This window comes from Planctomicrobium stercoris, assembly GCF_051465655.1.
In the GTDB taxonomy this organism is placed as follows: Bacteria; Planctomycetota; Planctomycetia; order Planctomycetales; family Planctomycetaceae; genus Planctomicrobium.
Window position 1 is genome coordinate 4,983,565 of the sequence record NZ_CP195791.1, and the last position, 21,702, is coordinate 5,005,266.

General features: G+C 57.0%; 23 protein-coding genes. 15 read left to right on the forward strand and 8 right to left on the reverse strand.

The features are described from left to right. Nucleotides 1–500: 500 nt before the first annotated feature. The 9 genes from SH661x_RS20060 (at nt 501) to SH661x_RS20100 (ending at nt 4,457) form a co-directional block, all read left to right on the forward strand. A complete protein-coding gene (locus SH661x_RS20060; RefSeq protein WP_437225315.1) occupies nt 501–671 on the forward strand; it encodes a DUF1328 domain-containing protein in 171 nt (56 codons plus the stop codon). Between the two features lie 294 nt (nt 672–965). Then, complete coding sequence (locus SH661x_RS20065) at nt 966–1,460, forward strand: CsbD family protein (RefSeq protein WP_437225318.1); 495 nt, start codon at nt 966–968, stop codon at nt 1,458–1,460. Nucleotides 1,461–1,569: 109 nt separating this feature from the next. After that, the gene (locus tag SH661x_RS20070) at nt 1,570–1,851 is read left to right on the forward strand and encodes a hypothetical protein (RefSeq protein WP_437225320.1); all 282 of its coding nucleotides are present in this window, start codon (nt 1,570–1,572) and stop codon (nt 1,849–1,851) included. A 119-nt stretch (nt 1,852–1,970) separates the two neighbouring features. After that, nucleotides 1,971–2,411, forward strand: coding sequence for a hypothetical protein (locus tag SH661x_RS20075; protein ID WP_437225323.1), 441 nt, complete (start codon nt 1,971–1,973; stop codon nt 2,409–2,411). Beyond that, entirely contained in the window at nt 2,408–2,599 is a 192-nt protein-coding gene (locus SH661x_RS20080; RefSeq protein ID WP_437225325.1) for a hypothetical protein, read from the forward strand. The genes SH661x_RS20075 and SH661x_RS20080 overlap by 4 nt, the downstream gene beginning before the upstream one ends. Before the next feature lie 29 nt (nt 2,600–2,628). After that, entirely contained in the window at nt 2,629–3,012 is a 384-nt protein-coding gene (locus SH661x_RS20085) for a phage holin family protein (RefSeq protein ID WP_437225328.1), read from the forward strand. 72 nt (nt 3,013–3,084) lie between these two features. Further along, nucleotides 3,085–3,279 carry a hypothetical protein gene (locus SH661x_RS20090; RefSeq protein WP_437225330.1) on the forward strand — a complete coding sequence of 65 codons (195 nt, stop codon included), beginning with the start codon at nt 3,085–3,087 and terminating at the stop codon, nt 3,277–3,279. A 239-nt stretch (nt 3,280–3,518) separates the two neighbouring features. Beyond that, on the forward strand, nt 3,519–3,899 hold the full coding sequence (locus tag SH661x_RS20095) for a hypothetical protein (protein WP_437225332.1): 381 nt from the start codon (nt 3,519–3,521) through the stop codon (nt 3,897–3,899). Between the two features lie 156 nt (nt 3,900–4,055). Further along, on the forward strand, nt 4,056–4,457 hold the full coding sequence (locus SH661x_RS20100) for a hypothetical protein (RefSeq protein ID WP_437225334.1): 402 nt from the start codon (nt 4,056–4,058) through the stop codon (nt 4,455–4,457). Nucleotides 4,458–4,471: 14 nt separating this feature from the next. Here SH661x_RS20100 and SH661x_RS20105 read toward each other — a convergent pair whose 3' ends face one another. From SH661x_RS20105 to SH661x_RS20115, 3 genes are all read right to left on the reverse strand, one after another. Continuing rightward, the gene (locus tag SH661x_RS20105; RefSeq protein WP_437225337.1) at nt 4,472–5,038 is read right to left on the reverse strand and encodes a DUF1802 family protein; all 567 of its coding nucleotides are present in this window, start codon (nt 5,036–5,038) and stop codon (nt 4,472–4,474) included. 34 nt (nt 5,039–5,072) lie between these two features. Further along, on the reverse strand, nt 5,073–5,858 hold the full coding sequence (locus tag SH661x_RS20110) for a hypothetical protein (protein WP_437225339.1): 786 nt from the start codon (nt 5,856–5,858) through the stop codon (nt 5,073–5,075). Between the two features lie 138 nt (nt 5,859–5,996). Next, complete coding sequence (locus SH661x_RS20115; RefSeq protein ID WP_437225341.1) at nt 5,997–7,535, reverse strand: YifB family Mg chelatase-like AAA ATPase; 1,539 nt, start codon at nt 7,533–7,535, stop codon at nt 5,997–5,999. 316 nt (nt 7,536–7,851) lie between these two features. On the opposite strand from SH661x_RS20115, the gene SH661x_RS20120 reads away from it, so the two are divergent. Continuing rightward, a complete protein-coding gene (locus SH661x_RS20120) occupies nt 7,852–9,384 on the forward strand; it encodes an MFS transporter (protein WP_437225343.1) in 1,533 nt (510 codons plus the stop codon). 483 nt (nt 9,385–9,867) lie between these two features. Beyond that, on the forward strand, nt 9,868–11,286 hold the full coding sequence (leuC, locus tag SH661x_RS20125; RefSeq protein ID WP_437225345.1) for a 3-isopropylmalate dehydratase large subunit: 1,419 nt from the start codon (nt 9,868–9,870) through the stop codon (nt 11,284–11,286). Between the two features lie 201 nt (nt 11,287–11,487). On the opposite strand, the gene SH661x_RS20130 is transcribed toward leuC, so the two are convergent. From SH661x_RS20130 to SH661x_RS20145, 4 genes are all read right to left on the reverse strand, one after another. Further along, nucleotides 11,488–12,552, reverse strand: a complete 1,065-nt coding sequence (locus SH661x_RS20130) for a hypothetical protein (RefSeq protein WP_437225347.1) — start codon at nt 12,550–12,552, stop codon at nt 11,488–11,490. A 217-nt stretch (nt 12,553–12,769) separates the two neighbouring features. After that, nucleotides 12,770–13,498 carry a ribonuclease PH gene (gene rph / locus SH661x_RS20135; protein WP_437225350.1) on the reverse strand — a complete coding sequence of 243 codons (729 nt, stop codon included), beginning with the start codon at nt 13,496–13,498 and terminating at the stop codon, nt 12,770–12,772. Between the two features lie 105 nt (nt 13,499–13,603). Continuing rightward, a complete protein-coding gene (locus SH661x_RS20140; protein ID WP_437225352.1) occupies nt 13,604–14,587 on the reverse strand; it encodes a DUF1559 family PulG-like putative transporter in 984 nt (327 codons plus the stop codon). A gap of 152 nt (nt 14,588–14,739) precedes the next feature. Beyond that, nucleotides 14,740–15,438, reverse strand: coding sequence for a UbiX family flavin prenyltransferase (locus SH661x_RS20145; RefSeq protein WP_437225355.1), 699 nt, complete (start codon nt 15,436–15,438; stop codon nt 14,740–14,742). A 415-nt stretch (nt 15,439–15,853) separates the two neighbouring features. Between SH661x_RS20145 and SH661x_RS20150 the strand changes: the two genes are divergently transcribed. The 3 genes from SH661x_RS20150 to SH661x_RS20160 all read left to right on the forward strand — a co-directional run bounded on the left by SH661x_RS20150 (nt 15,854) and on the right by SH661x_RS20160 (nt 19,659). Then, nucleotides 15,854–16,798, forward strand: coding sequence for an aldo/keto reductase (locus SH661x_RS20150; RefSeq protein WP_437225357.1), 945 nt, complete (start codon nt 15,854–15,856; stop codon nt 16,796–16,798). A gap of 182 nt (nt 16,799–16,980) precedes the next feature. Beyond that, nucleotides 16,981–18,162 (forward strand): ATP-grasp domain-containing protein, encoded by a 1,182-nt coding sequence (locus tag SH661x_RS20155; RefSeq protein ID WP_437225359.1) that lies wholly within the window; start codon nt 16,981–16,983, stop codon nt 18,160–18,162. Nucleotides 18,163–18,378: 216 nt separating this feature from the next. Then, a complete protein-coding gene (locus SH661x_RS20160; RefSeq protein ID WP_437225361.1) occupies nt 18,379–19,659 on the forward strand; it encodes a PP2C family protein-serine/threonine phosphatase in 1,281 nt (426 codons plus the stop codon). Between the two features lie 131 nt (nt 19,660–19,790). Here SH661x_RS20160 and efp read toward each other — a convergent pair whose 3' ends face one another. Then, a complete protein-coding gene (gene efp / locus SH661x_RS20165) occupies nt 19,791–20,354 on the reverse strand; it encodes an elongation factor P (RefSeq protein WP_437225363.1) in 564 nt (187 codons plus the stop codon). Between the two features lie 123 nt (nt 20,355–20,477). On the opposite strand from efp, the gene epmB reads away from it, so the two are divergent. Then, a complete protein-coding gene (gene epmB, locus SH661x_RS20170) occupies nt 20,478–21,551 on the forward strand; it encodes an EF-P beta-lysylation protein EpmB (RefSeq protein ID WP_437225366.1) in 1,074 nt (357 codons plus the stop codon). The last annotated feature ends 151 nt before the right edge of the window (nt 21,552–21,702 follow it).

Genomic DNA, 21,702 nt, shown 5'->3' on the forward strand with positions numbered 1-21,702 from the left:
ACGTGCCACAGAGAAAATTCATTCAAATCGGTCCCTTCAACACAGCTGAAACGAACCATCACCTAGACCGCAATCCACTTCTATGAAACGACTTATATGATTTCCAGAAATCACGCACCCGGATTCAATTGGTCTTGACACCGGGTGAATTCCCAGCGAGCACCTTTCTACGAAGTTCGGATTGCAGCGGGCGTTCAGCGTCCAACCTGGATGATTTGAACGCACTTCTACCCGGGACGCGCCAGAACGCTTCCGTCCGGATGTTCAGACGAAGCGCCCACGCCCACCTCGACCGGGGTTCCGTTTTCGATGAGCGAACGATCTCTGGAAGGTCAGCTGGATCGCAAAACGCTCATAGCGTCGCACCTTCCGCACTCTGCCACGCCGGCTGATCGAGGAAATCTCCACTGGCACAGAAACTGCCTCCATCTCACTTCAGCAAATTCACCGGGCCGATCCACGACCCCTCACTTTTTGAGCTAACGTTGAAGGAGAAGATCATGCTGAGCTGGGCAATTACTTTTCTGGTGATCGCGCTGATAGCAGCGGTATTCGGTTTTGGGGGGATCGCCGCAGGCGCTGCCTCCATCGCCAAGATTTTGTTTGTCGTGTTCATCGTGCTGTTTCTGGTCAGCTTGATCGCTGGAGTCGCACGCCGACCGATGGTGTGACACCACTCGTGCGGCATTGGCCAGAAAAACATCAGGCCGGCTTTGTCAGCAAAGCCGGCCTGATGTGCGTCAGGTGAATGCAAATCCTCATCCCGCAACAGGCTCTGCCGTTTTACATGAAACTGACACAAAGAGAACAAATGACCGCGGCACATTCGGCACAGCCTTTGCCATCAGCATAACTCGTCTGTTGGACCATTCGCTGCAGGGGAAACGGAGAACCTGCGAGCAGCTGTCGGCCGTCGGCCAATACAACATCCTCCGCTGCCTCAACTACACATAAGGAATCGAGCGATGCTTACTCGACAGGAACTCGAAGGAAAATGGAAGCAGATCAAAGGCCAAATCCGCGAGCGCTGGGGAGAGTTCAGCGACGATGACTTTCAACAGGTGAAAGGCGACGCTGAGAAGCTCGTGGGCGTTCTTCAGCAGAAGACCGGTCAGTCCCGCCGGGAGATCGAAGCGTTTCTGGATAAAGCGGCACATGACGGACAGGCTGCCGTTCAGCAGGTGACTGAGAACGCACGAAATCTGGCCGACGCCGCCGGTCGAAAAATCCAGGAAGGGTACGACACCGCCAGCAAGAAGGTGCAGGCCGGATTCGAAACCGCAAGCAAGAGCCTGCAGGATGGCTATCAGGCTGCGGAAGCTCAACTGGAAGCTGGTTACGACGAGGCCAAGCAGATGGTTCGTTCGCGCCCCCTGGAATCCGTCATTGCGGCATTCGGAGCGGGGATCATTTCTGGCGTGGTTGTCAGCCTGCTGCTGCGATCCAACCATCGCGCCTGATCACAGTCAGGCTGGACATCAACTTTTCTTGTGAGGGGTCGGGCAACTGAGATCGCTGCGACCCCTCTCACAAGCTTCCGCATCCGCATTTCTCCAGGAGTAAGAGAAAATGGCACATACGTCCCGAATCTCTGAATACGAGCAGCAACCCGCAAACGGGGCTCACACTGCTCAGCAATGGTGCTCTGAAATGGTCGAGGCACAGCCCCTCGCATCATTGTGCGCGGTCTTCGCTGCCGGCTTTGTTGTCGGCGTCGGAGCAGTGGCAGCTATGGCAACTCCGTCGCGGCCTCAGTCGCGTCTCCCGCAGATGGATCACCTGACGGATCGAATCGCCGATGCCGTCTCGCGAGCGATGCCGAAGCAGCTTTCTGACCTCTGGAGTCGTTAAACGTACAGAGTGGGGCAGGGCGATTTCCATTTCAACGTCACGTTGGTGGAAGTTCCCTGAACTCAGTTCATCGGCAACCAGACTGACCGATGTGTGATGAACTTGCGGGAGTGACATGCATGCCGGATATCGACGAAGTCGAACGTATTCAATTCAAAATGCAGCGCATTCGGCGTCACATGGATGACGATGTCAATCGCATTCAGGCTGAGGCTGCGCAGCTGATGGATTGGAAGTACTACATTCGTCGTCATCCCATCGCGAGCCTCGCAGCAATTTCGGCGGCGGGATTCATGCTCGTCCCCAAGTCGCAGCCCCCTGTCGAGAAGAAGGTCTATCTGGATCCGGACGTCTCCCGGGAAATTGTCCGTAATACGGGACAGGTGCAGCTGCACCAGCCTGAGCAGACCGTGAAGCAGGGACTGCTTTTCAGCCTGGGAGCAATCGCATTGAATACTCTGGTCAAGGCCGGCGTCGCCTATGCAGGTCAGCAGATGCGACAGACTTTGATGAAGGACTTTACACCTGTCGACAAGACACCAGCAGGGAATTCGACATGATTCATTTCGGAAAGCCCGCACAAAGCAGCTCTTCCGTTCCGGTCAGTACGGCAATGGAAGCCGGGATGGAAACCTTCGATCGTTATGAAAAAGAGGTTGGAAAATGGATCGTCAAGAATCCGTTGCTCAGTATCGGGATCGCCTTAGCGGTGGGAATGGGAATGGGCTGGATTCTTCGTCGACGGTAGGTCAGAAGCCCGCGAACGCTTACGCAGGAATGCGACAGCACGTCACGATCCTCGCTCAGGATGCGATGCGGCTGGCAGACCTGCAGATGCAGTTGCTGGCACTGGATATCGCCGAATTCTGGCAACGCGCCCGGTATGGGCTGGTGTTCTGCATTGTCGGAGCATCGGTCATGCTCGGAGCATTGCCGTTATTACTCATGGCCCTCTCCGAGTACATCGACACCCACACAACTCTTTCGACAGAAATGTCCCAGGGGCTGGTCGCGGGAGTCGCAATACTCGTGGGGGGAATTGCACTCTGGCTCAGTATTCGCCAGCTCACCAAAGCGGGCGCGAGCTTACAGCGGTCACAGGCCGAACTGCGTGCGAACATCACATGGCTTCGCTCTGTGATCAATCGGGAAGATGACTGACCTTTCACACCGGTAGTTCCGGAGGCGGAAAGGACAAACTCAGAGTCACTCAACTTTCAGGAGAGAAAACTCATGGCAGCAAATAATCCAGCAACGCAATCGCAGGCTCGACCCCGATCAGCCGCCAGCATGGAAGAAGGGAACATCAATCCTCTGGATGATGTGGTCGACTACATGCGGACATACGCACGACAGAAACCCGAAATGGCTGCATTATGGTGTTTCGGCATCGGCTTCGTCCTGGGCTGGAAGCTGAAACCCTGGTAACAGGTGTGGGGTCGGGTCAGGGTGGAACCGTGCTGTTCAGCCACACATCACTCGTGTCTGGCTGAACAGCACCCTCCATGAATCGTGAATGCAGAAGGGCTCTCACTTGGGGAGTTCATCAGCCCGGATTGCCCAGGACAATCCGGCCGGTGGACTCCCTTGTTGCATTTACGAATTCGAAAAACGGCACAGATATTGCCCTGATGGTCATTGCACCACTGACTCACGAGGAGAGCATCATGCCGATCGACCACTTCTTTATGCCCATGATGGCTGTCATGATGTTGATGGCCGCGATTCTCAGTTCCACAGTCCTCGGCGGACCGTTCAACGTCGGCACGAATTTCAACGAACGAACGTACACCGCACCTGACCAGCCCCCGATGGAATCGGTGATGGTCGAGGGGACAATTGAACGCCTTCAGGAAAAAGATCGAAAGCTGGTCATCAACGTTAAGGACGTTGCCACGACGTATGAACTCTCGACAACCGTGACCGTCTTCAAAGACAAAGCGGCCTCCGATCTCACCATGCTGGCTCCTGGTGACTTCGCAGTCCTGACCCTCGCATCCTCGGGCAGCAAGGTCGTTGTCCGAATCGAGGCTGTTTCATCACGCTGATCCGAATCAATCCGCCCCTTGAAATCGTTCAGAAACGAGGCCGACATGTCAGCTGCAGAATACCCCGTCCGGGCTGGTGTTTTTTCTTCGGTGAACGACGCATTGGACCTGGTCAGCCGCCTTCGAGAGGCCGGATTCAGTTGGGATGAAGTCAGTGTGATTTGCTCAGATGAAATGAAGGAAGAACTCTTCCCCGAGCAGATTCAGAAGTCTCCGACCGGATCCAACGACAATCAGGTCCTCAATGCAGCAGGGGCCGGAGCACTGGGTCTTGGGGGGATTGCTGCAATCGCTGCGATGCTCAGTACCGCGGGAACAGCAGTGATGATCATGGGAGCATTCGCTGGCGTCGCTGCCCTCGGGACATTTACCTCACTGCTGGCAACGCGCGGCTTCGAATCGGAAGCCACTGACTTTTACGAACAGGCGGTCGAAGAAGGACAGGTGCTGGTGGCGGTCGAAGTGAACGGCTCGGGGCCGGAAGCGAATCGTCGCCGTGAGCTCGCTTCGAAACTGATTGAGGAATGCGGAGCCAAGGTCCAACCGCTCGCACACTGAGCAAGTCTCGTACTTCACAGCCGGCCGAGAATCTCGGACAGATCTTTCTCTCTCTGCGTTTCGTTCTCGAGTTGTTCAAGTGATACGCCATCCGTGGGAATGGAGTCATTGAGCTCTACCCAGCTGTGACATCCCTCGTAACGTGGATCAACCGGAACCTCGACCGGCTTCGCCAGCGTGGATGTTCTCACCAGCAGCCCGTAAATCCCGGGCCGTCTGTAGTGAAATCGCTGAAGCACTGCCTCTGCGGTCAACACGTGAAACGGAACGAGCGACTCAAGTTTCGCTTCATCGTCGATCCAGTGAACTGACTGGATGGAACAGTAATGCTGAATGGGGATCACGTTCCCCGTGAAAGTTGCCTTGAGGCCCATGACAGACTCACGAAATTCAGGGCGAACTCCGTCCAGCGACTGATGAAACCCCGTCGGAAAGAGCCAGAACTCTTTGTATTCCGGTTGAAACCCTTCTGGCCCTTCGTGGATCCCACCCTTGCGAAACAGAATCTGCTGGTCCCCGGATGCCAGCGAATGGCACAGGACAGCCCATTCCTTCAGAGCAATTTGATTCGACTTCAGCATGTGTAACTCGGTTGAGATAACGATGAAACCGCTGTCAGTATAACGACAACGTGGCTCCGGCCGGAGACCTCCACGCCGGTTGCGAATTCAGATACGTACGGCTCCAGTAGGTTCGTTCAGCAGGGGGCGTCCCCCAGATGCGGAGGGCAAAGTGCCTCCCTGGTGGGGTAAGCAGCGGCACTTCTGGAAAGCTCCACGACTCCAGAATCTTTCGCCATGCGGTCACACGCTGCGAACGACGAATGTGGATCGGGTCGACACCATACCACGCAAGTTCCGGCGTCAACACAGCCGCCCCGTGTCGATGTGCTTCCGCAGCGACACGTTCATCCAGTTCGATGGCCCGCTGGGAAATCACGGACCACGGGACCGTCGGCCCGGGAAAGAGAATCTGTTTGACCAGTCGATACCTGCGTTCGTTGAGCATCAGAATCCGCTCCAGCGGCATCCGGACGAATGTCAGCTGCGCCCCATATTCATGAAGTCGCCGAAAGGTCTCGCTGACCTGACTGAAGAGTCGATCGACCGGGACTCCATAGATCAGATCATTCCCCACATCGGTCACCAGTCCCCACGTTTTTTCGACATGCGGCCTGTCCGAGATCGCTGACCAGAGCCCGCAATCGGGAATGGGGGGCAGACCGCGATGCAGCACATAACTCCACTGACAAAACGACCTCCCGTGTCCATGTGCCGCGACAATCTCGAACGGCCCATTGAGCGATCGCATCAGCGAATTCACCACCAGCGGAAACGCAAACGTCAGATTGCTCGCTCCGATCAGAATGACCCGTCGCGAAGGGGTTTCGCTTCCCGGCATGTGCTGTCTCTGCAACCCTCGAGAGCGGTTTTGCAAATAATCTATTACGTTCCGCAGGCGATAATATGGACTTTCATGCGGTGGAAATCCTGAATCGCCTGCACATGATAGACCAAACTGGTCTAGATCCTGAATCCATCACATCGACCAGTAGGATCGATCCAGTGCCCGGTAATTGATCGCCTCTGTCAGATGAGGCACATCAATATCCTCAGCGTGATCGAGGTCAGCGATCGTCCGGCTCACTCTCAAAATCTTGTCGTGCGCACGGGCCGACAATCCCATCTCTTCCATCGCTGATTTCAACAGTGACTCCGCATCCTTGGCCAGCTTGCAGTACTTCCGGATCTGTCTGGGATTCATCGTTCCGTTCAGACCGCAAGGCTGATCACGAAACCGTTCCCGCTGCACTTCGCGCGTCTGCACGACCTGTTCGCGAATCGTTCGACTGTCAGTCCCCGTCTTCTCATTCGACAACTCCCGGAACGGGACGGGGGGCACTTCAATATGAATATCAATCCGATCGAGCAGCGGCCCCGAGATCTTTCCGAGATAGCGTTCGATGTGCAGCGGCGAACAGTTGCAGTTTCGTTTGGGATCTCCGCGAAACCCGCACGGGCAGGGATTCATCGCTGCCACCAGCATCAGGCTGGCGGGAAACGTCATGCTGCCGATCGCGCGGGAAATGGTGACACGATTTTCTTCCAGCGGCTGCCGCAGCACTTCCAGAGTCCGACGATTGAACTCCGGCAGCTCATCCAGAAACAGAATTCCGTTGTGCGCCAGGCTGATTTCACCGGGAGTTGGAGTCGTCCCGCCCCCGACCAGTCCTGCTTCGCTGATCGTATGATGTGGCGATCGAAACGGGCGGGTCAGCATCAACGACTGCCCTTCAGGAAGTCGACCGACCGCGCTGTAGATCCGCGTGGTCTCCACACTCTCATCGGCGGACAACTCGGGAAGGATCGTCCCCAGCCGCTGTGCCAATAGCGTCTTGCCTGTCCCAGGACTGCCGATCATGAGCAGATGATGTCGCCCCGCAGCAGCGACGGTCACCGCGCGCTTGGCCATCTCCTGACCTTTGACGTCGGAGTAATCAACTGCGTATCGACCGAGTTCCTGGACTGCCTGTTCCCAGCTGAACGGGACAGGCTCAATCTGAATTGCCCCGGAAAAGAAGCCGACAGCCTCTGCCAGACTCCCCACCGGAATGATGTCGATGCCATCGACAACAGCTGCTTCGCGCGCATTCTCCACCGGGACAATCAGACCCTTGCGGCCGTCATTCCGGGCCTGAAGCGCCATGGAGAGAGTCCCTTTCACCGGCCGAACGCTGCCGTCCAGAGCCAGTTCCCCTACTGCGGAGTACCGTGAGAACGCGTCTGAAATCAACTGCCCGCTGGCGGCCAGAATCCCGAGTGCGATGGGAAGATCGAATGACGAAGCTTCTTTGGGGAAGTCTGCCGGAGACAGGTTGATCACAATGCGGTCAACCGGCCGGGTGTATCCGCTGTTGACCAGTGCTCGTTCAATGCGATGAACGCTTTCTTTCACAGCGGCTTCGGCCAGCCCGACGAGAATCGTCTTGGGCATCGCTGCGGGGGAAATGTCAACTTCCGCCTCGACCGGCCGTGCATCGATGCCAAACAACGAATACGTCAGAAGTTTGGCCAGCATAGTGAGCGTTTCCAAAACAGAAACCGGGTAACACAGGCGAGTGCCCCACTGCGATACGTTTGATCACTGACAACGCATTGTGATTGTGTTTCACGAAATTAACAACTCTTCCGGAAGCACCGGAAAGGACCGCATGACGAAAATCCAAAATCACTCTATTTTGGCTAGATTTCACGTAAAACCACCCGAACCGAATTGCGAATTTTGATCCAATTGTCAGAATGTCCCGTTCCTGGCAGACTGCGGATTGCTTCTGTGTCCTCCGCGATCTGAAACATGAAAATTCATCACGTGACCGAGCAGCTGGGACCTGAGCATGCACATCGATCCCTCAACTTCTTCTTCCGCCGATGACTTGGGTACAGTCGATACCAGGCCGTGGTACAAGCAGCTCACGCGTTACCACTGGTTCGTTCTGGTTGTGGCGGCGCTTGGATGGCTGTTCGACTGCCTGGACCAGCAGCTGTTCATTCTGGCTCGACCTGCCGCGATGCGGGAGCTGATTCCCGAGTCTTCTTACAGCGACGCCAAATCACTGGATATCGCCCGTCGGCAGGCCGGGGACTACGCGACCTCCATTTTCATTGCGGGATGGGCCACCGGGGGGTTGTTCTTCGGCATGCTGGGTGACCGCATTGGCCGTGCGAAAACGATGGTCATCACCATTCTGCTCTACTCTCTGTTTACGGGGCTCAGTTCATTCTCACAGGGTGTCTGGGACTTTTCGTTTTACCGATTCCTCACCGGTCTGGGTGTGGGAGGGGAGTTTGCAGTTGGGGTTTCTCTGGTGGCGGAGGTCATGCCGACCCGCGCCCGCCCTTACACTCTGGGACTTCTGCAGGCCCTGTCCGCGATTGGCAACGTCAGTGCCGCCTTCATCAACCTTGGGTTAGGTGTCGCTGAAGAGCAGGGACTGGTGACCAGTCCCTGGCGGATCATGTTCCTGATCGGAGCAGTCCCCGCGCTGCTTGCTCTGGTGATTCGCCGGAACCTCAAAGAGCCGGAAACATGGCAGAAGGCCAGCCATTCCGGTGCCGCCAAGAAGCAGCTTGGATCCTACGCAGACCTGTTCCGGGACCCTAAGCTTCGCAAACATGCGCTGCTGGGACTCGTCCTCGGCTGCGCCGGGGTCGTCGGCCTGTGGTCCGTCGGATTCTTCACCCCGGACCTGATCCGTTTCGTTCAGCGGAAGCAGATGGCCACACAGGTTTACAACGAACAACTGGCCATCGCAAAGAGCGAAAACGACTCTGCGAGAATCATTCACATTGAAACCCTGCTGGCTTCCGTCGACAACCCGGACGCCGCCTCCAAGTTTGATGAGGCCACTAAAAAAGAGCAGGGGAGCCTGGAAGGGATGATCAATGGTCGCCTTTCGAGATGGGGCAGCTACGCCTCGATCGCGATCAACATCGGTGCGTTCTTCGGAATGTTCGGATTTGGAGCACTCTCGCAGAAGATCGGTCGACGCCCCACATTCGCCCTCGCGCTGATTGCAGCCTTCATTTCCACCACCTGCGTCTTCTGGTACCTGAAGGACTTCTGGCAGATCTGGGTGATGGTCCCTGTCATGGGGTTCTGTCAGCTCTCACTCTTCGCCGGATACGCCATCTATTTCCCGGAACTGTTCCCGACGCGACTCCGTTCGACCGGTACCAGCTTCTGCTACAACGTCGGTCGCTTTGTGGCAGCCTTCGGCCCGCTGGTGAAGGCTCAGCTGGAAAAGGGATTTGCCGATACTGCTGAACCACTGCGTTACGCGGGAGTGACGATGTCCCTGGTGTTTCTGATCGGACTCTTCGTGCTACCGTTCTTGCCAGAAACGATGAACAAACCATTGCCGGAGTAATTCCGACGAATTCCATCGAGCCTGCCGAAGCGTGACTCACCTCGGCAGGCTTTTTTCGTTCTGTATTTCGCTTTTCTGAACTCTCCTCCTTGCACGAATCGAGTCCAGCAGGAAGTGGGCGTCATCCACTCCCTTCCGGGCAAGGCCCCGTGTGCCGCACACTCCTTCCACGGAAGATGATACGTCGACATCACGCTCCCCGTTCCGGCTCCAGCCCCTGCAAAAAATCCACATATTCCTCCTCAACAGTACAGATCTCCTGGGGCAGAACTTATTGCTGCCGTTCCTGTAAACCGAGGCTCGCTTGCGCCTGGAAGTGGACATTTTTCCGGTCGACCGTACACTAGTGGGTTCCCCTTCCGTTGCCCTCCGGGCGACAGGAATCCGGCCTCGCTTCCTCCTGGACCGCACCAACCGCTCGCGGCCCGCCGGAGACACGCGAAAACCGCCCGACAGGCATGCACTTACGCGGATATTGAAATCATGAGCGACAAGCGAAATCTGTTCGAAAAAGTCTGGGATCTCCATACCGTCGGTACGCTCCCTTCGGGGCAGACTCAGCTCTTTATCGGACTGCATCTCATTCACGAAGTCACCAGCCCGCAGGCGTTCGAAATGTTGCGGGACCGACAGCTCAAGGTGATGTGCCCGGAACGCACCGTCGCAACCGTGGACCACATTGTCCCGACCGACTCCCAGCTGCGGCCGTTCCAGGACACGCTGGCCGAGCAGATGATGTCCTCCATCGAAAAGAATTGCCGGGAATTCGGCGTCACTCTGCTGGACCTCAAAGATGACCGGCAGGGAATCGTGCATGCCGTCGGTCCGGAGCAGGGCCTGACGCAGCCTGGTATGACCATCGCCTGCGGGGACAGCCACACCTCAACGCACGGTGCCTTCGGAACGATCGCCTTCGGGATCGGAACGTCTCAGGTGGCATACGTCCTGGCGACCCAGACTCTCGCTATGAACAAACCCAAGGTTCGCCGCGTCGTCGTCAACGGGCAGCTTGCTCCCGGAGTCTTCGCGAAAGATGTCGCCCTGTACATCATCCGCCAGCTGGGAGTGAAGGGGGGCATCGGATACGCCTACGAGTTCGCCGGAGATGTCTTCGATGAGATGTCGATGGAAGAACGGATGACCGTCTGCAACATGAGCATCGAAGGGGGCGCTCGCTGCGGGTACTGCAACCCGGACGAGAAGACAGTGGAATACCTTCGCGGTCGACCATTTTCACCCAAGGGGGAAGAGTTCGAGAAGGCCGCACGCTGGTGGCTCTCGCTCGCTTCTCCGATGGACGCCCAGTTCGATGACGAAGTGGTCTTCGACGCCGGCGATATCGAGCCGACCGTCACCTGGGGAATCAACCCCGGTCAGTCAGTGGGCATCGGCGAGTCGATTCCCAATGTGGACGAATTCCCCGCTGAGGAACAGGCCGGCGTGAAAGAAGCTCTGCAGTTCATGGACCTGCAGGCGGGTCAATCGATGCAGGGTGTCAAGATCGACGTGGCCTTCATCGGATCCTGCACGAACGGTCGTATCTCCGACCTGCGGGAAGCTGCTGAGATCGCCCGCGGCAAACATGTGGCCGCCGGTGTGAAAGCACTGGTCGTTCCCGGTTCGAAGTTGATTGCAAAACAGGCAATTGCTGAAGGTCTCGACAAGATCTTCTCGGAAGCCGGTTTCGAATGGCGTGAAGCCGGCTGTTCGATGTGCCTGGCGATGAACCCGGACAAACTCAAGGGACGCGAGATCTGCGCTTCATCCTCGAACCGCAACTTCAAGGGCCGCCAGGGAAGTCCCACCGGACGGACCTTGCTGATGAGCCCAGCCATGGTCGCTGCTGCCGCGATTGAAGGGCACGTCACCGACGTCCGCGAACACCGGGCAGCTCTAGTCTAAGAAGAACTCTCGGTTGAACGAAACTGGTCCCGCGAGGGTGTTGTTGAACACTCTCCCGGGACCATTCTATTTGGCGATGTCTTAGACTCGACTGTTTCTGAATGTGTCAGAGGACGAAGTGTGAGCGGGTATGTTTTTCGCCCAACACAAGGGAATGCCCTTGCTCACGCAGCGGGCTCTGAACAAAGTCGAGGTGTCGGGTCAGCGGTATTTCGGAACCCGCATCAGTTCCGGATTGGGTTCCAGCAGCCACAATCGCTTCTCGTCCCCCTTGGGACCAAACCCGCTCACGCCGATGTGCTCGGGCTGGAAGTTCGTCGCGCCGGTACCGAGATCCTTGACCTTCGGGCCAAACCGTTTGATGTAGGTCTTCACAGCCGGATCGTCGGGTGAGCTGAAAGAACCGACCGTCACTACGGATTCATGCCGATCATGCCACACGTAGGCATCGATGTTATTGAAGTTGGTCGGCTCACGGTCGTAGTTCGACCGCAGAACAACGCCCAGTTCCCGGGCACTCTTGGCTGCTTCGTCCAGCGTCCCTTTCTTGAGCACGGCCGAATTGAAAAACTGGGAGGCGACAGTCTCTTCTTCAGCCGCCTTCACGTTCACATGCCGACCGTAAAACCGGGCAATGACCAGGGTGTATTCCCCCTTATTCTCGAACAGCGAGTGCTGCTCACCCGTGTTGAGCTGAACCAGCAGGGGATCGACAATCTGTTTCTGTTCAATTTCTTTGCCGCTCAGAAGCGGATTCATGGTCAGAAATGCGCCGCTGAGTGGACCGGGACGCCCGGGAGTCGGTTCGAAGTAAACTCCATCCTGAAACGATTTCGGCTTGAGCTTCTTCACCCACTCCAGTGAGTCCTGGGCGAGCTTATCGTTGATGTCGTTGTAGTTACCGGCAAGAACGCAAACCGACCTGATGCGGCGGAAGTTCTTTCGATGTTCTTCACGACCCAGGCTATCCTTGCTCACGATGTGCTGCTGCCCGGGATCGTATTCATAGACATAAGCAGGCAGTCCGAGCTTACGCAGTTCGAGCACAAGTTCGTGCGCAGCCTGCTGAGGCGACTTGCCCTCTTCGGTTTTACCGTCATCACCTGTCGTGTGGAGCGTGGCCACCATGATCAACCAGGGCCCGCGTGATTTCGTCAGTGCGTAGGTTTTCTCCGGATCGGCCTCGATCCCTGCCCCGTGAACGCGGGAGGCCAGCATCAAAAATCCCAGGCTCAGACACGAAAGCAGTTTGATTTTCAGGTTCATGGCGCACTCCATGTGCGATGAAAAGGAAAGAACGACAGACCGCTGACAGCAGCCCTGACGTCAATTGGGGATGGGACAAGGGAGAGGTCGGTTCAACAGATCTGTGAAATGACCTGCTGAAGGCCCGAAACCTCATCAATGGGGATGGGATTGGGGAACTGCATCGTCGAATCGATGCAGTTGCTTCGGATGAAGCGGGCGGGTTCTAACAATTTCCTCAATTTGTGTCCAGAGGCCATTTGTCGCCGAGCGTTTTCCGCTGCAAGGCGGTCAGCTGGGCAATTCCGATCTCAGCCAGATCCAGCTGGGCATTCAGCAATCCGCGATCGTAGGGCTCCCGCTCGGCGGTCCCCTGGACTTCGATAAACTTCCCGCTGCCAGCCATGACAACGTTCATATCCACGTCAGCACGGCTGTCTTCGACGTAATCCAGATCGAGAACAGGAGTTCCGCCTGCAACACCGACGCTGATGGCAGCCACGCTGTCGCGAAAAACTTTGCGGAAATCGAAACCGGGATCTTGAACGGCAGCGACGGCGTCGACCAGCGCAATGAACCCCCCTGTAATGCTCAGGGTACGGGTCCCGCCATCTGCTTCCAGAACGTCGCAGTCGACGGTAATCGAGCGTGGTCCCAAGGCAGCGAAATCGACCACAGCTCGCAGACTGCGACCGATCAGTCTCTGAATCTCTGTCCCTCTCCCGTCGGCGCGCCGTGCCTTCCGTGGTGCAGTACACCCCGGAAGCATGTTGTATTCCGCAGTCACCCAGCCGGTCGGGTTCTCCTGAGCCAGTTTCCAGGGGGGCAGGTCGTTCGTCAGGCTGGCGGTACAGAGAATCGTCGTTCGCCCAGCCTGAATCAACAACCTGCCGGGGGCTGCTCCGTAGTAAGGTCGTTCGATATGAATCGGCCTTAATTCGCCGGGAGCACGTCCATCATGTCGCATGTCATCAATTCTGGTTGGTCGTGGAATATTCAAGAGTCAGGACGTCAGCGGCCAGCCATTGGCTATGCCAACGACTCTCAACGACCTGACCGGCTGTGACTGTTTTTAGAACTCTCTGGAAATGGGTTCATTCCCATTGCGAGTACACAGAGACCAGAAGACGGTGCCGGGAGCATCGTTCTGGATATTCACCTGAATGGAACGTGCAGAACCGTCTGCCATGCAGAAGTTGTTCACGCCATCGTGGTAGCTGCCGTAACCGAGGAAACGACGGGTCCCGACGGAACTCGAGGTATCCGGGTGCATCCAGTTAAAGCCGGGATACTGGTCGCTGCTGCGGACCCGGGCGGAATAGCTGTCTGCCCAGAAACCGACCAGAGATTCCCCGAAGAGAATAGTATTCGACATTCCATCGGTAATATCGCGGTCATCCAGGCCGCTGTTCTCGAAGAACATCCCGTTGTTAATCGCGCCATTGGCAGTCTGGTCGGCTTGAGTCCAGGCCCCAGCGTTCCCACGGTAGTTTCCATATCCGTAGTTCCCCGGACGAACCTTGGGAAGCGACGAGCTGGGACAGATGTAGCTGGGGATGGGGATCTTCACAAAACGGTCGTTGGTGCTGCTGGTCTTTGGTTCCTGGAAATTGATCGCGACAGTGCTTTGCTCCATCTGCGGAAGCATCATCGCCGGCCAGCACCAGTCCCCGCCGAACACCCAGTCGTTGATATATTCAAGAGCGTTAGCACCTGTTCCCGCAGTTCCCGAGGCGGCTTTGGGAATCGTAATCGGAGAAGTAAACCCAGCCACCTGGAAGTCTGGCCACGGAAGAATGTCAGCATTGCCGTCCATGTCGACGTCAATGAACGGAGGGGTACACCACCCCGATGGAAAGACTCGATGAGAAGCCAGGTAGTTCTGAGCGGCCAGACCCAGCTGGCGGATGTTATTCAGACAGGCATTCCGGCGAGCTGTTTCGCGCGCTTTCTGGACAGCTGGCATCAGCATGGCCACCAGCATTCCGATAATCGCGATCACCACCAGAAGCTCAATGAGCGTGAACGCGGCCCGTGCTCCAGGTCTGGAGCTCACTACAGTTCTTCGCTGCAACATCACTGATCTCTCCATGTATGAAATTTTGGCCAGATTGATCGTATCAGGCTGGCAGCACTCTGGCAAATTGTCTTTCCCGCGTAACGACGCAGTGAGTCGTCCGGATGATGATGAACTGAGCCTCACACTTCTCAGCGATCCTTCACGGGGAGTTCTTGTTCAGTGGATTGTTTGCCCCAGCGCTTCGTCAGGTCGACCTTGACTCCCAACTGATCGCAGATGCGGGCCACCACAAAGTCAATAAGTTCCTGAATCGTCGTCGGACGATGATAAAAGCCCGGCATTGCCGGCAGGATCACAGCACCCGCATCCGACAGCGTTTTCATATTCTGCAACTGAATGCTCCCCAGAGGAGTCTCCCGGGGCACGACAATCAGCTTACGTCGCTCTTTTAAATGCACGTCTGCGGCGCGCTGAATCAGATTCGAGGAGAGTCCATTCGCGACACTCGCCAGAGTCCCCATCGAGCAGGGACAGATCACCATCCCCGCTGTCTGAAATGAACCACTCGCAATCCCTGCGGAGAAATCCCGATAATGGTGGTAAGTCAGTTTCCCTCGAACAATTTCGCTGTCGACGAAAATCGAGCTCCCGTGGGATCCGATTCGATGGGAATCCAGAGCAGTGTTTTCGCCCCTGATCTGTTCAAACTGCGTCAATTCGAAGTGATCCAGATTCAGCTTCACTCCCAGTTCTTCGTCGATGACATGTGCTGCCGCCGGACTGATTGTCAGGTGGACAGCATTCCCGGAGGCGAGCAGAGCATCCAGCAGACGAACGGCGTAGGCCGCTCCGCTGGCCCCTGTCATGGCGAGGACGATGGGATTCATGCGAGGCGGGGGGCGTGAGAAAAGTCCGGTGAGGTCAATTCAGTCATTAGAACAGTTTCCGCCAGTCTGTGCAGGAAATTCATTCGCTTTTCCGCGGGGCATCATCAACTTGTCTCTCCTCCCCAAAACCTCTTTGAAGTCGACTCTCGTAAGAAAAACGTTGCCTGGACGATCAATTCAACCCCGCTGCAATTCCCTGAAACGAAGATTTTCTGAGATTTTTCGGAAGCGGGGAGTTCCTGAAAGGTCGTTTCCCCGGGAAGTTTTCTCACAAAAACCCCTGGGTGCTGCAATACGCTGCACCTTTGCACCTGAAAGCGAAATGGAGGGATCCCGCGTTCCTGCTTGCACTTGCAGGTTTGTCTCGTAACCATCCTCGTGAGACGGAATCCAACTGCGTTGAGGAAGAGAGCTGATGCAACGTCGCCCACTTGGTAGGACTGGCCTGACGACCCCGATCCTGAGTTTTGGAGCATCCTCGCTGGGGCAGGAGTTCCGCTCCGTGGACCTCGGCGAAGCCATCGCCTCCGTCGGCGCCGCCCTCGAGTGCGGAATGAACCTCATCGACACGTCACCGTTTTACGGACGAGGCACCTCCGAAGTGCTGCTGGGGTTCGCTCTCCGGGACGTCCCGCGAGACAGTTATCTCCTGAGCACAAAGCTCGGCCGATATGCCGGAAAGCATTTTGATTTCAGTGCGAAGAGAGTCCGCGAAAGCGTCGACGTCAGCCTGGAACGGATGGGGGTCGACTACATCGACATCGTGTTCTGCCATGACATCGAATTCGTCGACATGCAGCAGATTGTCGACGAGACGATTCCGGCCCTGCGACGCGAGCAGGCCAAGGGGAAAGTCGGTTTCATCGGGATCAGCGGTTATCCGATGAACATCTTCAAGTTCGTACTCGAACAGACGGATCTGGATGTCGTTCTCTCGTACAACCATTACACGCTTCAGAACACAATGTTTGCCGACCTGCTTCCCTACCTGGAGCAGAAGGGGGTAGGAGCCATGAACGCCGCGCCGTTTTCAGCGCGCCTCCTCACAAATGCAACTCTCCCAGCGTGGCATAAAGCCACTCCGCTGGTCCGCGAGACCTGTGCAAAAGCGGCGGCTCACTGCCGGGCGGCCGGAGTCGATCTCGCCCAGCTTGCACTGCAGTTTTCCGTCTCGAACCCCGGCATGGCGACCTGCGTCACCGGCAGCGCGAATCCCGAGCGCATCCGGGAGTGGGCTCGCTGGATCGAATCGCCGATCGATCCGGTCTTGCTGGCGGAAGTTCAGAAAATCCTGCAGCCCATTCACAACTGGTTTTATATCGAAGGCCGCCCGGAAAATAACGATCCCGTCTGTGAATAACGGCATAACTGGAATATCCGCAGCCACGCCGCGGGTTCCAGACCTGAGCACCAATTCACGGGGATGCATTCGAGCAGAAGTTTCGCCATGATTCGGGATCCGGGATCGCCCCGCTGGGCGAGTTCCTTAGGACTTCAGAAAATGAAAGACTTCGCGGTGCATCCGGCCACAGGAAAACACAGATGATCGCCGACGCAGCGGACAGTTTGAATTCGGCTGACGTCATCATCATGGGCGCCAGCACCCGGGCGGCAGCCTTTTCCGCTCTCCGAGCCGGATTCCGGCCCTATTGCCTGGACCTGTTCGCCGATGAAGACACCAGCGCGCATGTTCGAGTCGAACGAGTCCCTGATTATCCAGACGGATTGATCTCACAGCTGAAAGCCCTGCCGCGGATGCCGGTGATCTATACCGGGGGACTCGAAAATCGGCCGGACATTCTCGATGCGGCTGCACAGATACATGAACTCTGGGGAAACTCTGCTTCCGCGGTCGTTCGGTCTCGGGATCCTGCAGCACTCGCGGAATCGGCCCGGCTCTCCCGGATGAGCGTCCCGGAATGGCGGGATGAAGCGAACCCTCCTCCCGCGGACGGCACCTGGTTATTACGTCCACGCGGGAGCGCCGGCGGACGCGGGATCGTCCTCTGGACCGAAGACCAGAAAAACTGCCCGACGCTCAGTGTGCCGCACATCTTTCAGAAAAAGATCAGTGGGCTCCCGTTTTCGGCCGTTTTCATCGCCTCAGCTCTCGTCGGCGATGTCCGTTTTGTCGGGATGACCCGACAACTGGTCGGCGAAGCGGAATGCCACGCGGCAGAGTTCCAGTGGTGTGGAAATATTGGCCCACTGACTCTTCCTGTGGCCACCGAAAATCTGGTCAGGCGTTTCGGAAACGTCCTGAAATGGAAGCTGGGGCTGCTGGGACTTTTTGGTGTCGACATGGTCATCACCGATGACGGAGTTCCGTATGTGACGGAAGTGAATCCCCGCTATCCAGCGTCGCTGGAACTGCTGGAACATGCGACCGGCCAGCCGTTATTCGCTGACCACTGCCGATGTTTCACCAATGCAGAACTCCCAGCCACGTCGTGGAATTATGCTCATCCGGGCGAATTCATGGGGAAGGCGGTCTACTACGCACCTCGGGAACTGAATCTGACTCAGCCGATCGCCGACCCCTGCAGCGTCTCTTTCCAGGAGTTCCCGGAAGTCACCGACCTGCCTGCACAAGGTTTGGTAATCCCTGCAGGCGAACCGGTTTGCACCGTCTTCGCTGAATCGTTCTCGTCCGACCAGACGTGGGAACTTCTCCGGGAGAAACTGCGGGCGATGGCCACCCGCACGAGCGGCGAACTCTCCTGAGAATCCGATTCTTTCGAGTGCGGTAGGCAGGGGAGATGTTCGGATCGTCCCAGCCGAAGTGCCCCAGCCTGCGCAGATCTCTCGGTTCGTCGCTGGCTAAGCACATTCCGTTATGATCCAATAAAACCAGCAGCCGGGCGCAGGGATTGCGCGGATTCATCTGGGGGAAAACAGGGCCGGTGTCAGGCGGTATTTTTCAACTGGGACGCAATCGGCGTGTATTGGGAGCAGTCCGTTCAGTGCGAGGCAGCAACCGATATCGGATTGCGCCGCCAGAACAACGAAGATGCACACTGCATCCATATCTGCCGGGATGAGGCGGAATGGAGACGGTGCGGGCATCTGCTGCTGGTCGCCGACGGTATGGGCGGTCACGCTGTCGGGGAACTCGCCAGCAGAATTGCCTCTGAAACCGTTCCCCACACCTTTCTCAAGTCCACTCTGAACGACCCGCGAAAGCTGTTGCAGGAAGCCATCCTCGCAGCGAACCAGGCGATTCACGAGCGTGGAACCCAGAACGTCGACTTTCTCCATATGGGGACCACCTGCACGGTACTGGCCCTGACCGCACAGGGTGCAGTCGTCGGGCACGTCGGGGACAGCCGTCTCTATCGCGTCCGTCGCGACCGGGTTGATCAGCTGACATTCGACCATAGTCTGGAATGGGAACTCGAGCGACAGCACGGGAGCCTGGAAGGGATCTACGACGCCCATCAGCACAAGAACGTCATTACTCGTTCGCTGGGCCCTGAGAAAACCATCGATGTGGATATCGAAGGCCCCTTTCCGATCTTTCCTGAAGACACGTTTCTGCTCTGTTCGGATGGGGTCTCAAATCAGATCAGTGATCCCGAAATCGGTGCGATTCTCCGGGAGCTGCCCCCTTCGCAAGCCGCGAAACTGCTGATCAATCTCGCGAACATCCGTGGAGGTCCGGACAACTCCACCGTGGTCGTCGCCCGGGTGGGAGAACTCCCTGCCAATGTCATCCCCAGCAGTCCGGAGATCGTGATCGACGATCCCGCGGGAATCGGCTGGTCCTGGCTCGTTGGATTCTGGGCTGTGGCGATCACCTTCGTCTCAGGCCTCGCGATGCAATGGACGGGCGATGATCATGAGTTCCAGGGAATCATGCTGGTGATCGTTTCGATGATCGCTGCTGCCGCGATGTTGATCGCCTTACTCAGACATCGCCGGACACTGAAGGAAGAGATTCCCTCGGATGACTCACACACCCACCATTCCCGTCCGCACCGGACGGCAGTCGGTCTGTCATCCAGGACTCTGCTTGAACTGCTGATCAAGATCGATGCGGAAGTACAGCGGTCCGCCCGCGAAGATGGTTGGAGCGTGGACTGGACCGAACATTCTCGCGCCTGCACAGCAGCTCAGGCGGCGGCCCGGGAGAAGCGGTATTCCAAGGGAATTCGCGATGCGGCCCGTGCCATCGGCATCGTGATGGAACAACTGCCCCGCAGCGGAGCGAAAGTGCGTTGAGCGTTGAGCGTTGAGCGTTGAGCGTTGAGCGTTGAGCGTTGAGCGTTGAGCGTTGAGCGTTGAGCGTTGAGCACTCGCTGAAGCTCGTGCTCGGATTTCACTCAACTCTCAACACTTCGCACTCAACTCAATCACGCCCGTCCGAGGTATTCCCCGGTTTCGGCCGAAATGCGGATCTTCTCGCCCTCTTTGATGAACGAAGGAACCTGCACTTCCGCGCCGGTTTCCACCGTGGCGGGCTTCGTCACGTTGGTGGCGGTGTTTCCCTTCATCGCCGGTTCCGTATAGGTCACTTCGAGGACCACATGTGAAGGTGGCGTCACGCCGATCAGGCGATCGTTCCAGTACATCAGCCCACAGGGTTCACTTTCCTTGATGTACTTCATCTGATCGCCGCAGATGTCCTTCGAAAGCTGAACCTGCTCAAAGCTTTCGTTATCCATGAAAATGTAGTCGGTCCCGTCGAAGTACGAGTACATTCCGTCCGAATTGCGGATGTCGGCCGCTTCCAGGGAATCTCCGCTGCGATAGGTGATGTCCAGGCTGGTGCCGGTGAGGAGATTCCGAATGCGGGTCTTGTACAGGGCCTGTCCCTTTCCCGGCTTCACAAAGTGGATTTCAATCATTTCATAAGGGTTTCCCTCATGAACAACTTTGATTCCCTTGCGAAACTCCCCCGCGTTAATCTGTGGCATTGGTCTTTTTCCAACGAGTCGCTAAGTTGACTGATTCGCTGCCGTGCAGCGAGAGTTCGTGTCCAAATCCGTTTTCCGGCCGAACTCATTGTGCTTGCCGGAATGGCCACGAGAGAATAGCAGATGCCTGGTGCGCGGGAAATCTTGGCGCGAATCGAGAGTCGGGAGACCAGAATCCAGAGCCCGGAGCAAACGGTTCCGCCCGACGCCGATCGATCCATCTCCAGCTGGCAGCGGTCACTGGGAACCGCCATTCGCGACCTTCCGACGCTGCTGAACCGACTCAACTTGGCTGCGGATTCCGCGAATCTGCGATCAGCCCCCCTCAGCGATTTTCCACTTCTGGTCCCGGAGAGCTTTCTCCAGCGGATGCGCCCGGGGGATCCTGCCGATCCTCTCCTGCTACAGGTACTGCCTGTCGAATCCGAACTCGCTGTCGTGCCGGGATTTGAGGACGATCCGGTGGGGGACGAAGCCTCTCGCGCCGCTCCCGGCTTGCTGCACAAATACGCCGGTCGCGCTCTGCTGATCGCCCATGGCTCGTGTGCGGTCCATTGCCGCTACTGCTTTCGTCGCCACTTCCCCTACGACGAAGAACCCCGCAGCTGGAACGCCTGGAAGCCTGCACTGGACGCGATTCGTGAAGACCCCTCACTTCACGAAATCATTTTGAGCGGCGGCGATCCGTTGATTCTGTCCGACCGTCGCCTGCAACTGCTAATGGAAGAACTTTCGGAGATTCCCCACGTCCGGCGGGTCCGCATCCACTCCCGCTTGCCGATCGTGTTACCAGACCGCGTGACCCCCGAGCTGATCTCGCTGTTGAAATCCACGCGGCTCCGAACTGTCTTCGTCATTCACTCGAATCATGCCCGCGAACTGGTGGGAGACTGCGCAGAAGCGGTCTCGCAACTGGTGGAATCGGGATTTATGGTTTTGAATCAGGCGGTCCTGTTGCGAGGGGTCAACGACTGGGCGGATATTCTGGCCGAATTGTGCGAACGTTGCGTCGATCTGGGTGTCCAGCCGTATTATCTGCACCAGCTCGACCGCGTCCGGGGAGCGTCCCATTTCGAGGTTCCCGTCGAAACGGGCAGGGCTTTGATGGCGGAACTTCGCAGGAGATTGCCCGGGTACGCAGTGCCGAAATATGTCTGGGAAAAGCCAGGAGCGACCTCCAAAACGCCGCTGGAGTGAGCTGTGAGTTGAATTACTTCCCGTCCCAGTCACAAGAGGATGTTGAACCACGGAAGGCACGGAATTCACGGAAAAGGAATCAGATTCAAAAGACGACAGCTTGTGAGACGCCTGCCTGCTGTCAGAACCGTAAAGCGGACTGAATCCGAAA

Bases quoted from the DNA above. Each gene is read 5' to 3' on its own strand.
- epmB (WP_437225366.1), top strand. From the start codon at position 20,478: ATGCCTGGTGCGCGGGAAATCTTGGCGCGAATCGAGAGTCGGGAGACC.
- SH661x_RS20080 (WP_437225325.1), top strand. From the start codon at position 2,408: ATGATTCATTTCGGAAAGCCCGCACAAAGCAGCTCTTCCGTTCCGGTC.
- SH661x_RS20070 (WP_437225320.1), top strand. From the start codon at position 1,570: ATGGCACATACGTCCCGAATCTCTGAATACGAGCAGCAACCCGCAAAC.
- SH661x_RS20075 (WP_437225323.1), top strand. From the start codon at position 1,971: ATGCCGGATATCGACGAAGTCGAACGTATTCAATTCAAAATGCAGCGC.
- SH661x_RS20120 (WP_437225343.1), top strand. From the start codon at position 7,852: ATGCACATCGATCCCTCAACTTCTTCTTCCGCCGATGACTTGGGTACA.
- SH661x_RS20150 (WP_437225357.1), top strand. From the start codon at position 15,854: ATGCAACGTCGCCCACTTGGTAGGACTGGCCTGACGACCCCGATCCTG.
- SH661x_RS20060 (WP_437225315.1), top strand. From the start codon at position 501: ATGCTGAGCTGGGCAATTACTTTTCTGGTGATCGCGCTGATAGCAGCG.
- SH661x_RS20085 (WP_437225328.1), top strand. From the start codon at position 2,629: ATGCGACAGCACGTCACGATCCTCGCTCAGGATGCGATGCGGCTGGCA.
- SH661x_RS20090 (WP_437225330.1), top strand. From the start codon at position 3,085: ATGGCAGCAAATAATCCAGCAACGCAATCGCAGGCTCGACCCCGATCA.
- SH661x_RS20115 (WP_437225341.1), bottom strand. From the start codon at position 7,535: ATGCTGGCCAAACTTCTGACGTATTCGTTGTTTGGCATCGATGCACGG.
- SH661x_RS20105 (WP_437225337.1), bottom strand. From the start codon at position 5,038: ATGCTGAAGTCGAATCAAATTGCTCTGAAGGAATGGGCTGTCCTGTGC.
- SH661x_RS20095 (WP_437225332.1), top strand. From the start codon at position 3,519: ATGCCGATCGACCACTTCTTTATGCCCATGATGGCTGTCATGATGTTG.
- SH661x_RS20145 (WP_437225355.1), bottom strand. From the start codon at position 15,438: ATGAATCCCATCGTCCTCGCCATGACAGGGGCCAGCGGAGCGGCCTAC.
- SH661x_RS20065 (WP_437225318.1), top strand. From the start codon at position 966: ATGCTTACTCGACAGGAACTCGAAGGAAAATGGAAGCAGATCAAAGGC.
- efp (WP_437225363.1), bottom strand. From the start codon at position 20,354: ATGCCACAGATTAACGCGGGGGAGTTTCGCAAGGGAATCAAAGTTGTT.
- leuC (WP_437225345.1), top strand. From the start codon at position 9,868: ATGAGCGACAAGCGAAATCTGTTCGAAAAAGTCTGGGATCTCCATACC.
- SH661x_RS20130 (WP_437225347.1), bottom strand. From the start codon at position 12,552: ATGAACCTGAAAATCAAACTGCTTTCGTGTCTGAGCCTGGGATTTTTG.
- SH661x_RS20155 (WP_437225359.1), top strand. From the start codon at position 16,981: ATGATCGCCGACGCAGCGGACAGTTTGAATTCGGCTGACGTCATCATC.
- SH661x_RS20110 (WP_437225339.1), bottom strand. From the start codon at position 5,858: ATGCCGGGAAGCGAAACCCCTTCGCGACGGGTCATTCTGATCGGAGCG.
- rph (WP_437225350.1), bottom strand. From the start codon at position 13,498: ATGCGACATGATGGACGTGCTCCCGGCGAATTAAGGCCGATTCATATC.